Source organism: Streptomyces sp. NPDC002676, from assembly GCF_053592455.1.
On sequence record NZ_JBSFVT010000003.1, the window covers coordinates 499,729 to 513,815 of the forward strand.

Here is a 14,087-nt window from a genome sequence, read left to right on the forward strand (position 1 = left end):
CCGGTTTCCGCCGGCCGCTCATATGGAGGCCGCATGCCGGTTCTTCACATGTCTGGGAATCGCGTGGCCGCAGGGGTCCGCGCGGAACACGCAGCGAAGGGGGAGCACACGTGACCGGAACCGTCACCCATGACCCGCCGCCCGCCGGGGCAAGCAGGCCCGGTCGGCCGCTCATCGTCACCGAGGACGCCGAACTGCTGGATGATCTGCTGCGCCTGTGCGCGGCGGCCGGTGCCACGCCCGAGGTCCACCACGGCGTTCCGGAACGCGGCGGCGGCTGGGAAACGGCCCCGCTCGTCCTGGTCGGCGACGACGCCGCCCGCCGGGTGAGCGGAGCCGGCCGTCGGCGCGGAGTGGTGCTGGTCGGCCGCGACCAGGACGACTCAGGGGTGTGGCGAAGGGCCGTCGAGATCGGTGCCGACCACGTCCTGATGCTGCCCGACGGCGAGCAGTGGCTGGTCGACCGGATCGCCGACGTCGCCGAGGGTGTCGGCCGCCCGGCCCTCACCGTCGGGGTGATCGGCGGCCGGGGCGGGGCCGGCGCGTCCACCCTCGCCTGCGCGCTCGCTGTCACCTCCGCGCGCGAGGGACTGCGCACTCTGCTCGTGGACGCCGATCCGCTCGGCGGCGGACTCGACGTACTCCTCGGCGGCGAGAGCACCGAGGGACTGCGCTGGCCCGCCTTCGCCGCCTCGCGCGGCCGGGTCGGCGGCGGCGCCCTGGAGGAGTCGCTGCCCGAACTGCACGCGCTGCGGGTGCTCAGCTGGGACCGCGGCGACTGCGTCGCCGTCCCGCACCAGGCCGTCCGCGCGGTGCTCGCCGCCGCCCGGCGGCGCGGCGGCACCGTCGTGGTCGACCTGCCCCGCCGCCTGGACGACGGAGTCGCCGAAGCCCTCGCCCAGCTCGACCTGGCGCTGCTGGTCGTCCCCGCCGAACTGCGGGCGGTCGCCGCCGCGGGACGCGTCGCCGCCGCCGTCGGCATGGTCGTACGCGACCTGCGGGTGGCGGTGCGCGGGCCGTACGCGCCCGGCTTCGACGACCGGGAGGTGGCCAGGCTGCTCGGCCTGCCGCTGGCCGGCCAGGTTCCCGTCGAACCGGCGCTGCTCCGCCCGCAGGGCGGGGCGAAACCGCCCGCCGCGACCGGACGCGGCCCCCTGGCCCGCTTCTGCGCGAACTTCTGGGAGCGGACCCTGGTCGAGGCGGGAGACGCGCGATGACCCCTCCCGGCACCTTTCCCGGACTCGGCCGGACCGACGGCGCGGCCCTGCTCGACGGCGTCCGGCGCCGGCTGGCGGAAAGCGGCGCCGAACCCACCCCCGCGCGGGTGGCCCAGGCACTGCGCGAACAGGGCCGCGTGCTCGGCGACGCCGAAGTGCTCGGCGCGGCCGAACACCTGAGGTCCGAACTCGTCGGCACCGGTCCCCTGGAGCCGTTGCTCGCCGACCAGGACGTCACCGACGTCCTGGTGTCCGCCCCGGACCGGGTCTGGGTCGACCGGGGCGGCGGCCTGGAACTGACATCGGTCGCCTTCCCCGACGCCGCCGCCGTACGGCGCCTCGCGCAGCGCCTGGCCTCCGTGGCCGGACGCCGGCTGGACGACGCACGGCCCTGGGCGGACGCACGGCTGCCCGACGGGACCCGGCTGCACGCCGTGCTGCCCCCGGTGGCCGTCGGTTGCACCTGCCTGTCCCTGCGGGTCGTACGGCCCCGGGCGTTCACCCTCGACGAACTCGTCACGGCCGGCACCGTGCCGCCCGGCGGCGACCGGATCCTGCGCGCGCTGCTGGCGGCCCGGCTGAGCTTCCTGGTGAGTGGCGGCACCGGCAGCGGCAAGACGACCCTGCTGAGCGCCCTGCTCGGCCTGGTCGGACCGGGCGAACGGATCGTGCTCGCCGAGGACTCGGCCGAGCTGAGACCGGACCACCCGCACGTCGTACGGCTGGAGACCCGGCCCGCCAACCAGGAGGGCGCGGGCCTGGTCACCCTGGAGGACCTCGTCCGGCAGGCGCTGCGGATGCGGCCCGACCGGCTGGTCGTCGGGGAGGTGCGCGGCCCCGAGGTGGTGCACCTGCTGGCCGCGCTCAACACCGGCCACGAGGGCGGCTGCGGAACTGTCCACGCCAATGCCGCCGCGGACGTACCGGCCCGCCTGGAGGCGCTCGGCACGGCGGCCGGGCTGGACCGGGCCGCGCTGCACAGCCAGCTGGCGGCGGCGGTCTCCGTGGTGCTCCACCTCGTACGGGACCGGTCCGGGCGGCGCCGGATCGCCGAAGTCCACGTGCTGGAGCGGGAGTCCACGGGGCTGGTGCGGACGGTACCCGCGCTGCGCTGGGGCGATCGGGCCTTCGCCAGGGAGTGCGGCTGGGAGCGGCTGCGGCGACTGCTCGGCGGAACGGGCGGGTTCGGGAGTGATCGGAGTGACCGAAGCGATGGGTGAGACGGGGATGGGCGAGATGTGGGTGGCGGCTGCGGTGTGCCTCGGGGGCGCGGTGTGGGTGCTCGGCGGGCGGCACTACGGGACGCGGCGGGCGCGGTTGTTGCTCGCAGGCGGCGGAGTGGTGGCCACCGGACCGCCCTCCTGGGAACAGGCCCTCGGCGAACTCCGGCGGCGGTACGACCGGTTGGGTGCCGAGTGGTGGTCGCTCGCCGCCGGGCTGCTGCTCGCACTGGTGGGCGCCTCGGTGATCCCGGCCCTCGCGGGGGCGGCCGGAGTGCCGGTGCTGCGCCGGGTGCGGCTGGCAGGGCAGGCCCGGCGGGCCCGGGAGCGGCGGGCGGACGCGGTGATCGCCCTGTGCGGTGCCCTCGCCGGGGAGGTGCGTGCCGGACGGCAGCCCGGCGAGGCGCTGCTGCGGGCCGCGCGGGACTCCGGCGGCCTGGGGGACGCGCAGCCGGCGGTGGCCGCCGCGGCCCGGTTCGGCGGAGACGTGCCCGGCACACTCGCCGCGGCGGCCCGGCAACCGGGCGCCGAAGGTCTGCTGGGGCTCGCCGCGTGCTGGCGGGTGGCCGTGGACCAGGGCGCCGGACTCGCGGCCGGCCTGGACCGGCTGGACGGGGCCCTGCGTACCGAACGGGACCAACGAGCCGACCTGCGCGCCCAGCTGGCGGGTGCGAGGACCACGGCACTGTTGCTCGCCGCGTTGCCCGCCCTCGGGCTGCTGCTCGGCGCGGCGATGGGTGCCCACCCGCTGCGGGTCCTGCTGCACACCGGGGCCGGGCTGGGCTGCCTCGTGGCCGGGGCGGCGTTCGAGGCGGCAGGGGTGTGGTGGGCCGCCCGGATCGTGCGGGGAGCGGAGGCGGTATGAGCGGGGAAGTCGTCCACAGGCTGGGGGTGGCGGTGGCCGTGGTGACGGCCCTGGGCTGGTCGGTCCACCGGCTGGACCTGGTCCGGCGCCGACGCCGGGCGCGGCGTCGGGTGGCCGAGCTGCTGGCCGCGCACTTCGCGGTGACACCCAGGCAGTCCTACGGCCTCGCGGGCGCCGTACGGCGATGGCTGCCCCCGGCCGGGGCGGTGTGCGGAGCCTGGGTGCTGGTCGGCGGGTTCACCGGGGCCCTGCTGGGGCTGGTCACCGGCGCGGCGCTGTGGCGGTGGCGTCGGCACCAACCGGAGGGGAACCGCGTGGCGGAGGTCGACACTGCGCGGGCCGCACGCCAACTCCCTCTCGCCGCCGACCTGCTGGCGGCATGCATCGCCGCCGGTGCCGGCCCGGTGATCGCCGCCCAGGCGGTGGGGGAGGCACTCGGCGGACCCGTCGGCGAGGAGCTGGCGCGGGGCGCGGCGGAGGTGCGGCTCGGCGGCGAACCGGCGGACGCCTGGCGGCGGTTGGCCGAGCTGCCGGGTGCCGGGGCGCTGGCGCGGCTGCTGCGCCGGGCCGACGAGTCCGGGCTCCCGGCGGCCGGACCGGCCGCCCGCCTCGCCTCGGACGCGCGCGCGGAGTGGTCCCGCACCGCCACGGCCCGGGCGCGCCGGGCGGCCGTGCTGGTCTCCGCGCCGGTGGGGCTGTGCTTCCTGCCCGCCTTCATCGCGATCGGCGTGCTGCCCGTCGTGATCGGGCTCGCGGGCGGCGTGGTGGGAGGGAGGTGAGACGAGCGAGGACGGCCGAGCACACGTGAACACGAAGAACAGCAGAGAAGAACAACAGGACCGAACCTCATGGGGGTTGAGATGAGCACGAAGATCAGCAGGACGGGCAGGGTGAGTACGGCGGTCAGGGCAGCCGCGGCGTGGCTGCGGGAGACGTGCCGCCGGGGCGCGGGACGGGACGCGGGGATGGTGACGTCCGAGTACGCGATGGGGATCATCGCGGCGGTCGGGTTCGCGTTGCTGCTCTACGAGGTCGTCACGAGCGGCCAGGTGAAGGCGGAGCTGCAGGCGATCGTGAAGCGAGCCCTCAGTGCGCGGATGTGAGCGAGCGGGGGACCGGGGGTTCGTGACCGCCGAGGCGGCCGTGGTGCTGTCCGTGCTGGTGGCGTTCACCATGGCGCTGGTCTGGGGGCTGCTCGTGGTGGCCGCCCAGATCCAGTGCGTGGACGCCGCCCGCGCGGGCGCCCGGTCCGCTGCCCGCCAGGACCCGGCCGAGGCGGTGCTGCGGGTGACCCGGGACGCGGCACCGCGCGGGGCGCGGGTGACCGTCGGGCGCGAGGGCGACCAGGTCCGGGTGACGGTGGTGGCCAGGCCGCCGGTGCTGAGCGGACTGCCGTTCGAGGTACGGGAGGAGGCCGTGGCGCTGGCCGAGGAGACCGTGGGGACGAAGGGGGCGGGGCCATGAGGCGGGTCATGCGGCGCGGGTGCGGGGACGGCTCGCGCGGCTGCGGCTCCGACCGGGGCTCCGCGACCGTCTGGAGCCTCGGGGCAATCGCCCTGCTGTGTGTGGTGTTCGGCGTCGTGCTCGCCCTCGGGCAGGCCGTCGTCGTCCGGCACCGGGCGGCCGGCGGGGCGGATCTGGCAGCGCTCGCGGCGGCGGACCACTGGGCGGAGGGCGGCACGGAGGCCTGTGCCCGCGCGAGTCGGGTGGCCGCGGCCCAGGGCGTGCGGCTGGTGCGGTGCGCGATCGTGGGCGAGACCTCGGACGTGACCGCGGCCTCGGGCCGGGGGCCCTTCGCGGCGGAGGTCAGGGCGAGAGCGGGCCCGGCGGGTCCGGTGGCGTCGCAGCCTCCGGCCGGGGCGCCCGGCAGCCTCCGGGAGCCATTTCCGCCCCGCCCCACCCTCGCCCTCTCACCCGAACGGCCTAACCCGCCGCCGAATCCTCCCGCGGCTGCCGAGCCGAAGGCTCCGGCTGCTCCGGCGCCCCTCGCAGCAGGACCGTGAGGAGTCGTACCGCGCCCCTCTTGTGCAGCGGCTCGTTGCCGTTGCCGCACTTGGGGGACTGGATGCAGGACGGGCAGCCGGCCTCGCACTCGCAGGAGCCGATGGCCTCGCGGGTGGCGGCCAGCCAGGCGCGGGCGGTGTGGAAGGCGCGCTCGGCGAAGCCCGCGCCGCCGGGGTGGCCGTCGTAGACGAAGACCGTGGGAAGGAGGGTGTCGGGGTGGAGCGGCACGGAGACGCCGCCGATGTCCCAGCGGTCGCAGGTCGCGAAGAGGGGCAGCATGCCGATCGAGGCGTGCTCGGCGGCGTGCAGGGAGCCGCCGAGGATCTCCGGGTCGATCCGGGCCTCGTCCAGCTGGTCCTCCGTGACCGTCCACCACACCGCGCGTGTGCGCAGCGTACGAGGAGGGAGGTCGAGTTTCGTCTCGCCCAGTACTTCGCCCGTGATCAGGCGCCGGCGGAGGAAGGAGACGACCTGGTTGGTGACCTCGACGGAGCCGTAGCACAGGCGGCCGGTGCCCCAGGGGATCTCGGTGTCCGTCTCCAGGACGGCGATCGAGGTCGTGTCGCGGGCGACCGTCGAGTACGGCGGGTCGGCCTGCTCGACCAGGGCCACCGAGTCCTCCAGGTCGAGGGAGCGCACCAGATAGGTGCGGCCCTGGTGCAGGTGCACCGCGCCCTCGTGCACCGTGGAGTGCGCGGCACCGGCGTCGACCGTGCCCAGCAGGCGTCCCGTGCCGGACTCCACGACCTGGACCGGGCGCCCGCCCGCGCCGCGGATGTCGGTCAGGTCGGCGGCCCGCTCCCGGCGTGTCCAGTGCCAGGCCCTGGTCCGGCGGCGCAGCAGCTTCGCCGCCTCCAGCTGCGGCAGCAGCTCCGCGCAGGCGGGGCCGAAGAGGTCCAGGTCCTCCTCGGTCAGCGGGAGCTCCGCGGCGGCGGCGCACAGGTGCGGGGCGAGGACGTAGGGGTTGTCGGGGTCGAGGACCGTCGATTCCACCGGTCGGTCGAACAGGGCCTCGGGGTGGTGGACGAGGAAGGTGTCCAGGGGGTCGTCGCGGGCGACCAGGACCGCCAGGGCGCCCTGTCCGGAGCGGCCCGCGCGGCCCGCCTGCTGCCACAGGGAGGCGCGTGTGCCCGGATACCCGGCGATCACCACGGCGTCCAGGCCGGAGACGTCCACGCCCAGCTCCAGGGCCGTGGTGGCGGCCAGGCCGAGGAGCTCGCCGGAGTGCAGGGCGCGCTCCAGGGCGCGGCGCTCCTCGGGGAGGTAGCCGCCGCGGTAGGCCGCGACACGCCGGACCAGGGAGCGGTCCACCTCGGCCAGTTTCTCCTGGGCGATCACCGAGATCAGCTCGGCGCCACGCCGGGAGCGCACGAAGGCGACCGAGCGCACGCCCTGCACCGTGAGGTCGGTCAGCAGGTCGGCGGTCTCGGCGGTGGCGGTACGCCGTACGGGCGCACCCTTCTCGCCGTGCAGCTCGGTGAGCGGGGGCTCCCAGAGGGCGAAGACGAGTTCCCCGCGCGGGGAGGCGTCGTCGGCGACCTCGACCACCGGCAGGCCGGTCAGCCGGCCGGCGGCGACGGCGGGCTCGGCCGCGGTCGCGGAGGCCAGCAGGAAGACGGGCGAGGCGCCGTAGCGCGCGCACAGGCGGCGCAGCCGGCGCAGCACCTGGGCGACGTGCGAGCCGAAGACACCCCGGTAGGTGTGGCACTCGTCGATCACGACGTACTTGAGCGACTTCAGGAAGGAGGACCAGCGGGGGTGGGAAGGCAATATGCCCCGGTGGAGCATGTCGGGGTTGGTGAGGACGTAGTTGGCGTACTGGCGGATCCACTCGCGTTCCTCGAACGGGGTGTCGCCGTCGTACACGGCCGGGCGTACGGCGGTGCCCAGGGGTTGTGAAAGTTCCTTCACCGACCGGCACTGATCCGCCGCGAGCGCTTTGGTGGGCGCGAGGTAGAGGGCGGTGGCGCCACGGCCGTTGGGGGCCTGTGAGCCCTCCAGGAGGGTGGACAGGACGGGCACGAGGTAGGCGAGGGACTTGCCGGAGGCGGTGCCGGTGGCGACGACCACCGAGTCCCCGTCCAGGGCGTGCTCGGCGGCCAGTGCCTGGTGCGCCCAGGGGTGCTCGATGCCGCGCGCCTGGACGGCCGCGATCACCTCGGACCGAATCCGGTCAGGCCAGACGGCATGGCGGCCCGCCCGCGGGGGCAAGTGCTCCGTATGAGTGATGCGCGCAGCCCGGCTCGGCCCGGAGGCGAGCCGGTGCAGGACCGCGCCCGGAGACGGGCGGGAAGCCGGGTCCGCCGGGGATCGATCGGATCGGTGATTCTTGGCCATCGGCACCGAGTGTGTCACTGGCGTGACGGACAATGGGGCCAAGGCGTCGTGCACGCCTGCCGTAAGTGATTGAATGCCATCGCGGCTGGCGAAGCGCCCCGGGGGCCGCAAGCCGAGGTGTCCCGAGGGGCGAACCGCTCGATAGCAAGGTGCTGGAGGATCCGTGGACCTGTCCCTGTCGACCCGTACCGTCGGCGATCGCACGGTCGTCGAGGTCGGTGGCGAAATCGACGTATATACCGCGCCCAAGTTGCGTGAGCAGCTGGTCGAGCTGGTCAACGACGGGAATTTCCACCTCGTCGTCGACATGGAGGGCGTCGACTTCCTCGACTCCACCGGGCTCGGCGTGCTGGTGGGCGGCCTGAAGCGGGTGCGTGCCCATGAAGGCTCGCTGCGCCTGGTCTGCAACCAGGAGCGCATTCTCAAGATCTTCCGTATCACCGGTCTCACCAAGGTGTTCCCGATCCACACCTCGGTCGAGGAAGCGGTGGCGGCCACCGACTGACCCTCCGGGCCATCCGCCGACCCCGGGCCGCCCGGCCCGGACGTCGGCAGGCCCGGTCCGCCTCGGGCCTGTCCGGCCGGGGCACAGAAGTTCATCAGGGGGGCCGGGCTCTCGGCGGCCCGGCCCTCGGACGCCCGCCCGTAGTCGCGAGGGGGATGCATGGCCACCGTCGAACTCCGCTTCAGCGCGCTGCCCGAGCACGTCCGTACCGCCCGGCTGGTGGCGGCAGCGGTGGCGCGCAGGGCCGGGGTGGACGAGGCCGTCCTGGACGAGGTCCGGCTCGCCGTGGGTGAGGCCTGCTCCCGCGCCGTCGGACTGCACCAGAGCAGCGGTATCACCGCGCCCGTGAAGGTGGCGCTGATCGAGGAGGAGAAGCAGTTCTCCATCGAGGTCGGCGACGAGGCCCGGCACGCCGTCCCCGGTGACGGCGCGGCCGGCCCGGAGGCCGAGGCGGAGGCCGAGGAGGACGAGATGGGCCTCGCGGTCATCAGCGGCCTCGTCGACGACGTGAAGGTCACCGCCGGGGAGAACGGCGGGCTGATCCGCATGACCTGGCCGACCGCACCGCCTGCCGCCGCGCTCGTCTGAGTCACCCCGCCACCTCGCAAGGGCCCTGCTGAGCAGGGCCCTTGTCGTGTTTCCACCGGCTGTTTCCCGCGGCACTCCGAATTCGTGAAGAAATTCACGATCAATAGCCCGATAATTCGATCAAGCGTCAATGCGGCCGTCAATGCCTTTGAGGCATTACCTCGTTCGGGTTTGCTGAAGAGCACGTCACAGCCAATTCTGTTTACCGTGCCCTGTTTAGATCACTCCGGGGTACCTACAATCCGTCCACATCTTGAGCTCAGCCCAAGCGTCAAGGAGGACGAATGGCGGGGCTTTCTACCCCTCATCAGTTGGGTCATCCCACAACTCTCGCGGCCGCGGTCCTGACCCACGACAACCGCGTCCTGGTGGTGGTCATCGCCGCCGTCGCACTGGCGGCGCTCGTGGTCGCCGGGATCCTGGTCCGTCAGGTGCTCGCGGCGGGCGAGGGCACCGACAGCATGAAGAAGATCGCGGCGGCGGTCCAGGAAGGCGCCAACGCCTATCTGGCCCGGCAGTTGCGCACGCTCGGCGTATTCGCCGTCGTGGTGTTCTTCCTGCTCATGCTGCTGCCCGCGGACGACTGGAATCAGCGGGCCGGACGATCGGTGTTCTTCCTGATCGGTGCCGTGTTCTCGGCGGCCACCGGTTATATCGGCATGTGGCTCGCCGTGCGCAGCAATGTGCGCGTCGCCGCCGCGGCGCGGGAAGCCACCCCGGCCGAAGGCGAGCCGGCAAAGGATCTCACCACCGTCTCGCACACCGCGATGAAGATCGCATTTCGCACGGGCGGCGTCGTCGGCATGTTCACGGTGGGGCTCGGCCTGCTGGGCGCCTCCTGTGTGGTGCTGGTGTACGCGGCCGACGCGCCGAAGGTGCTGGAGGGCTTCGGCCTCGGCGCCGCCCTGATCGCCATGTTCATGCGTGTGGGCGGCGGCATCTTCACCAAGGCCGCCGACGTCGGCGCCGACCTGGTCGGCAAGGTCGAGCAGGGCATTCCGGAGGACGACCCGCGCAATGCCGCGACCATCGCCGACAACGTGGGCGACAACGTCGGCGACTGTGCGGGCATGGCGGCCGACCTCTTCGAGTCGTACGCCGTGACCCTGGTGGCCGCGCTGATCCTCGGCAAGGCCGCGTTCGGCGACTCCGGGCTCGCCTTCCCGCTGCTGGTGCCCGCGATCGGCGTCCTCACCGCGATGATCGGCATCTTCGCGGTCGCCCCGCGCCGCAGCGACCGCAGCGGCATGACCGCGATCAACCGCGGCTTCTTCATCTCCGCGGTGATCTCGCTGGCGCTGGTCGCGATCGCGGTCTTCGTCTACCTGCCGTCGTCGTACCACAAGCTCGACGGCGTCACGGATGCGGCGATCCGGGCCAAGAGCGGCGACCCGCGGATCCTCGCCCTGATCGCGGTGGCCATCGGCATCCTGCTCGCCGCCGTCATCCAGCAGCTGACCGGCTACTTCACCGAGACCAACCGGCGCCCGGTCAGGGACATCGGCAAGACCTCCCTCACGGGTCCGGCCACCGTCGTCCTCGCCGGCGTCTCGGTCGGCCTGGAGTCGGCCGTCTACACCGCCCTGCTCATCGGGCTCAGCGTGTACGGCGCGTTCCTGCTCGGCGGTACGTCGATCATGCTGGCGCTGTTCGCGGTCGCCCTGGCCGGCACCGGCCTGCTCACCACGGTCGGCGTGATCGTCGCCATGGACACCTTCGGGCCGGTCTCCGACAACGCGCAGGGCATCGCCGAGATGTCCGGCGACGTCCAGGGCGCGGGCGCGCAGGTGCTCACCAACCTGGACGCGGTCGGCAACACCACCAAGGCCATCACCAAGGGCATCGCGATCGCCACCGCCGTCCTCGCGGCGTCGGCGCTGTTCGGGTCCTACCGGGACGCGATCACCACCAACGTGCAGGACGTGGGCGTGAAGCTCACCGGGCCGGGCGCGCCGCTGAGCCTGTCGCTGGACATCTCGCAGCCCAACAACCTGGTCGGTCTCGTCGCGGGCGCAGCGGTCGTCTTCCTCTTCTCCGGACTCGCGATCAACGCCGTGTCCCGGTCGGCCGGTTCGGTGGTGTTCGAGGTGCGGCGGCAGTTCCGCGAGAAGCCCGGGATCATGGACTTCACGGAGACGCCCGAATACGGCAAGGTCGTCGACATCTGCACCAAGGACGCCCTGCGGGAGCTGGCCACACCCGGACTGCTCGCCGTCATGGCGCCGATCTTCGTCGGGTTCACGCTCGGCGTCGGCGCGCTCGGCTCCTACCTCGCCGGCGCGATCGGCGCGGGCACGCTCATGGCCGTGTTCCTCGCCAACTCCGGTGGCGCCTGGGACAACGCCAAGAAGCTGGTGGAGGACGGTCATCACGGCGGCAAGGGCAGCGAGGCCCACGCGGCCACGGTGATCGGCGACACGGTCGGCGACCCCTTCAAGGACACCGCCGGACCGGCGATCAACCCGCTGCTGAAGGTCATGAACCTGGTCTCGCTGCTCATCGCGCCCGCGGTGATCAAGTTCTCCTACGGCGAGGACAAGAACATCGGCGTACGGATCGCGATCGCGGTCCTCGCGCTCGTGGTGATCGTGAGCGCGGTCTACGTCTCCAAGCGGCGCGGCATCGCCGTGGGCGACGAAGAGGGGAGCACGGAGCGGGTCGCCAACTCGACCGATCCCGCGGTGGTTTCATAGGCCGTCCGGAGAAGGCCTGCTCAACGGGCGGGCGGGTGGCGCGTGCTGACGCGCCGCCCGCCCGTCGTCGTGTGTGGCCTCGGCCACGTCGTGAGCCTTCTCTCTCTTGGTGCAAAGAGTCACAAAAGGTTCCTTAGGGGGCGTTCGGAAGGTGGAGGGACTCGGTCCGCCGTGTAGATTCCGGGGGCCGAGAGCATGGAAGGGACCGATCCGGTGAACAAGAAGCTCGCGGCCGCACTGTCCGGCGGTGCGGTACTGGTAGTGGCAGCGCTGTCGGGATGCACCAGCAGCAGCAAGGACAGCGGGCCCGACCCCAAGATGGTGGCCTGGGCCAAGACGGTGTGCGACGCGGTGCCCGCACAGGACGCGAAGATCAAGGCCGCGAACGCCGCGATCGCCAAGACGGCCGCGGACACCACCAACCCGCCCGCGACCATCCAGAAGACGGACTCGAAGGCCTTCCAGGACATGGCCGACGGTTACAAGGCGCTTGCCGCTGCCATCAGCAACGCCGGCGCGCCCCCCGGGATCGAGGGCGGCGCCAAGCGGCAGCAGGACGTGGTCAGGAACCTCAACGGCCTCTCCACCTCGTACGCCGACCTGAAGAAGAAGGTCGACGCGCTCAACACCAAGGACCAGGCGAAATTCGCCAAGGGCCTGCACGACGTGGCGGCGCAGATGACGGAGCTGGAGACCAAGAACAAGAGCGGCACCGAGGCGCTCAAGAACCTGGAGCAGGGCGACGTCCAGAACGCGATCGCCCAGCAGCCCAGCTGCAAGAAGCTGGGCTCGGAGGCGCCCGCGACGACCGGCTGAGGCCGCCTTCGCGGGCCACAATGGGGGGCGTGACTGACTCCGGACTCGCCCCCCTGCCCGCCTCCGACCGCCCCGCAGCCGCCGCCCGGCTGCGCGAGGCGCTGCTCGCCGCCTCCTTCACCGCCGACGGCCTGCTCGATCTGCTCGGCGCCCCCGCGTACGCGGCGCTGGCCCGCAGCGAGACCGTGCCCGCCCTGCGCGCCACCCGCGGCGACACGCCGCTGGAGACCCTCGTACGGCTGTTCCTGCTCCAGCAACCGGTGCCCCACGCACGCGTGGCGGCCGTTCTGCCGGTCGAGGAAGCCCTGGAGGCCGGTTGGCTCACCCGCGTGGCCGACGACGAGGTGGCCGCGACCGTGGACGTACGGCCGTACGGCGGTCCCGGCGGCGAGGACTGGTTCATCGTGTCCGACCTGGGCTGCGCGGTGGGCGGCGCGGGAGGCATCGGGCAGCGCGACGAGAGCGTCGTGCTGGGTGTCGGCGGCGCCTCCACGACGCTGGCCGGCATCACCGTGCGCACGCCCGTCGCCGCCGCCCTCGATCTGGGCACCGGCTCCGGCATCCAGGCGCTGCACGCCGCCCAGCACGTCACGCGCGTGACCGCCACCGACCTCAACCCGCGCGCGCTGCACATCACCGCGCTCACCCTCGCGCTCTCCGGCGCGCCCGCCGCCGAGCTGCGCGAGGGCTCGCTCTTCGAACCGGTGCGGGACGACGAGAAGTTCGACCTCATCGTGTCCAACCCGCCCTTCGTCATCTCTCCCGGCACCCGGCTGACGTACCGCGACGGCGGAATGGGCGGGGACGATCTGTGCCGCTCGCTCGTTCAGCAGGCGGGGGAACGGCTGAACGAGGGCGGGTTCGCGCAGTTCCTCGCCAACTGGCAGCACGTGGCAGGGGAGGACTGGCAGGACAGGCTCAGGTCATGGGTGCCGCGCGGGTGCGATGCCTGGATCGTGCAGCGCGAGGTGCAGGACATCACGCAGTACGCCGAGCTGTGGCTGAGGGACGCCGGTGACCACCGCCAGGACCCGGCGGAGTACCAGGCGCGCTACGACGCCTGGCTCGACGAGTTCGAGGCGCGCAAGGTCAGGGCGGTCGGCTTCGGCTGGATCACCCTGCGCAGGACTGGCGCGGCCGAGCCCACGATCACCGTGGAGGAGTGGCCGCACCCGGTCGAACAGCCCCTCGGGGACACCATCCGGGCGCACTTCGACCGCATCGACTACCTCCGGGAGCACGACGACGCGGCGCTGCTCGAAAGCCACTTCAAGCTCGCCGCCGAGGTGGTCCAGGAGCAGGTGGGGCTGCCCGGCGCCGAGGACCCGGAGCACGTGGTGCTGCGCCAGCACCGCGGCATGCGCCGGGCCACGAAGGTGGACACGGTCGGCGCCGGCTTCGCGGGCGTGTGCGACGGCACGCTGAGCGCAGGCGTCATCCTGGACGCCATCGCCCAGCTGGTCGGCGAGGACCCGGTGTCGCTCCGCGACCGCACGCCCGCGCAGATCCGGCTGCTGGTGGAACAGGGGTTCCTGGACCCGGTGCGCTGAGCCGGGCCCGACGGCCGGGCGGGCTGTCGTACGCGGGCTGCGCAGGCCGCCGTAGCCCGCTTCCGGACCGTCGCCGTATGCCGGTGGCACGGGCCGGGAGCGCGCTGCTGCCGTGGCGGGAGCACGCGGGCGTCGTAAAACGGCTGGAAAATTACGCGGCGCGGCCCTGGTCGGGCCCGCCCGGGCATCGTTCGATCGTGCGTTCGGTAGCTCGTTGACCCTCGGTTCACCCCGATGTCGCCCGCTCGCCTCCCACGCGTGCCACTCTCCCCGCGCTGGGCGGACGGGCGGT

13 protein-coding genes are annotated in these 14,087 nt (G+C 73.3%); 12 read left to right on the plus strand and 1 reads right to left on the minus strand.

What is annotated here, in order from left to right:
• Window positions 1-110: 110 nt before the first annotated feature.
• The 7 genes from ssd to ACWD3E_RS12645 all read left to right on the plus strand — a co-directional run bounded on the left by ssd (window position 111) and on the right by ACWD3E_RS12645 (window position 5,305).
• The gene (gene ssd, locus ACWD3E_RS12615) at window positions 111-1,217 is read left to right on the plus strand and encodes a septum site-determining protein Ssd (protein ID WP_451387517.1); all 1,107 of its coding nucleotides are present in this window, start codon (window positions 111-113) and stop codon (window positions 1,215-1,217) included.
• Entirely contained in the window at window positions 1,214-2,437 is a 1,224-nt protein-coding gene (locus ACWD3E_RS12620) for a TadA family conjugal transfer-associated ATPase (protein WP_451387518.1), read from the plus strand. Before ssd ends, ACWD3E_RS12620 begins: the two co-directional genes overlap by 4 nt.
• Complete coding sequence (locus ACWD3E_RS12625; RefSeq protein ID WP_451387668.1) at window positions 2,430-3,302, plus strand: type II secretion system F family protein; 873 nt, start codon at window positions 2,430-2,432, stop codon at window positions 3,300-3,302. Before ACWD3E_RS12620 ends, ACWD3E_RS12625 begins: the two co-directional genes overlap by 8 nt.
• Window positions 3,299-4,081, plus strand: a complete 783-nt coding sequence (locus ACWD3E_RS12630; RefSeq protein ID WP_451387519.1) for a type II secretion system F family protein — start codon at window positions 3,299-3,301, stop codon at window positions 4,079-4,081. Before ACWD3E_RS12625 ends, ACWD3E_RS12630 begins: the two co-directional genes overlap by 4 nt.
• Before the next feature lie 81 nt (window positions 4,082-4,162).
• The gene (locus ACWD3E_RS12635) at window positions 4,163-4,405 is read left to right on the plus strand and encodes a DUF4244 domain-containing protein (protein ID WP_451387520.1); all 243 of its coding nucleotides are present in this window, start codon (window positions 4,163-4,165) and stop codon (window positions 4,403-4,405) included.
• Between the two features lie 22 nt (window positions 4,406-4,427).
• A complete protein-coding gene (locus tag ACWD3E_RS12640) occupies window positions 4,428-4,766 on the plus strand; it encodes a TadE family type IV pilus minor pilin (RefSeq protein WP_451387521.1) in 339 nt (112 codons plus the stop codon).
• Complete coding sequence (locus ACWD3E_RS12645; protein ID WP_451387522.1) at window positions 4,763-5,305, plus strand: Rv3654c family TadE-like protein; 543 nt, start codon at window positions 4,763-4,765, stop codon at window positions 5,303-5,305. The genes ACWD3E_RS12640 and ACWD3E_RS12645 overlap by 4 nt, the downstream gene beginning before the upstream one ends.
• On the opposite strand, the gene ACWD3E_RS12650 is transcribed toward ACWD3E_RS12645, so the two are convergent.
• The gene (locus tag ACWD3E_RS12650) at window positions 5,226-7,643 is read right to left on the minus strand and encodes a DEAD/DEAH box helicase (protein WP_451387523.1); all 2,418 of its coding nucleotides are present in this window, start codon (window positions 7,641-7,643) and stop codon (window positions 5,226-5,228) included. The two genes, ACWD3E_RS12645 and ACWD3E_RS12650, sit on opposite strands and share 80 nt — an antisense overlap.
• Before the next feature lie 163 nt (window positions 7,644-7,806).
• Between ACWD3E_RS12650 and bldG the strand changes: the two genes are divergently transcribed.
• From bldG to ACWD3E_RS12675, 5 genes are all read left to right on the plus strand, one after another.
• A complete protein-coding gene (bldG, locus tag ACWD3E_RS12655; RefSeq protein WP_010986038.1) occupies window positions 7,807-8,148 on the plus strand; it encodes an anti-sigma factor antagonist BldG in 342 nt (113 codons plus the stop codon).
• A gap of 159 nt (window positions 8,149-8,307) precedes the next feature.
• On the plus strand, window positions 8,308-8,736 hold the full coding sequence (locus ACWD3E_RS12660) for an ATP-binding protein (RefSeq protein WP_451387524.1): 429 nt from the start codon (window positions 8,308-8,310) through the stop codon (window positions 8,734-8,736).
• Window positions 8,737-9,020: 284 nt separating this feature from the next.
• A complete protein-coding gene (locus ACWD3E_RS12665) occupies window positions 9,021-11,429 on the plus strand; it encodes a sodium-translocating pyrophosphatase (protein WP_451387525.1) in 2,409 nt (802 codons plus the stop codon).
• A 195-nt stretch (window positions 11,430-11,624) separates the two neighbouring features.
• On the plus strand, window positions 11,625-12,245 hold the full coding sequence (locus ACWD3E_RS12670) for a small secreted protein (protein WP_451387526.1): 621 nt from the start codon (window positions 11,625-11,627) through the stop codon (window positions 12,243-12,245).
• A gap of 20 nt (window positions 12,246-12,265) precedes the next feature.
• Window positions 12,266-13,795, plus strand: a complete 1,530-nt coding sequence (locus ACWD3E_RS12675; RefSeq protein WP_451387527.1) for a DUF7059 domain-containing protein — start codon at window positions 12,266-12,268, stop codon at window positions 13,793-13,795.
• The last annotated feature ends 292 nt before the right edge of the window (window positions 13,796-14,087 follow it).

What these genes read in the sequence shown, in the direction of transcription:
- ACWD3E_RS12625 (WP_451387668.1), top strand. Translation starts at nt 2,430, where the DNA reads ATGGGTGAGACGGGGATGGGCGAGATGTGGGTGGCGGCTGCGGTGTGC.
- ACWD3E_RS12635 (WP_451387520.1), top strand. Translation starts at nt 4,163, where the DNA reads ATGAGCACGAAGATCAGCAGGACGGGCAGGGTGAGTACGGCGGTCAGG.
- ACWD3E_RS12675 (WP_451387527.1), top strand. Translation starts at nt 12,266, where the DNA reads ATGGGGGGCGTGACTGACTCCGGACTCGCCCCCCTGCCCGCCTCCGAC.
- ACWD3E_RS12665 (WP_451387525.1), top strand. Translation starts at nt 9,021, where the DNA reads ATGGCGGGGCTTTCTACCCCTCATCAGTTGGGTCATCCCACAACTCTC.
- ACWD3E_RS12650 (WP_451387523.1), bottom strand. Translation starts at nt 7,643, where the DNA reads ATGGCCAAGAATCACCGATCCGATCGATCCCCGGCGGACCCGGCTTCC.
- ACWD3E_RS12645 (WP_451387522.1), top strand. Translation starts at nt 4,763, where the DNA reads ATGAGGCGGGTCATGCGGCGCGGGTGCGGGGACGGCTCGCGCGGCTGC.
- ACWD3E_RS12660 (WP_451387524.1), top strand. Translation starts at nt 8,308, where the DNA reads ATGGCCACCGTCGAACTCCGCTTCAGCGCGCTGCCCGAGCACGTCCGT.
- ACWD3E_RS12630 (WP_451387519.1), top strand. Translation starts at nt 3,299, where the DNA reads ATGAGCGGGGAAGTCGTCCACAGGCTGGGGGTGGCGGTGGCCGTGGTG.
- ACWD3E_RS12670 (WP_451387526.1), top strand. Translation starts at nt 11,625, where the DNA reads ATGGAAGGGACCGATCCGGTGAACAAGAAGCTCGCGGCCGCACTGTCC.
- ACWD3E_RS12620 (WP_451387518.1), top strand. Translation starts at nt 1,214, where the DNA reads ATGACCCCTCCCGGCACCTTTCCCGGACTCGGCCGGACCGACGGCGCG.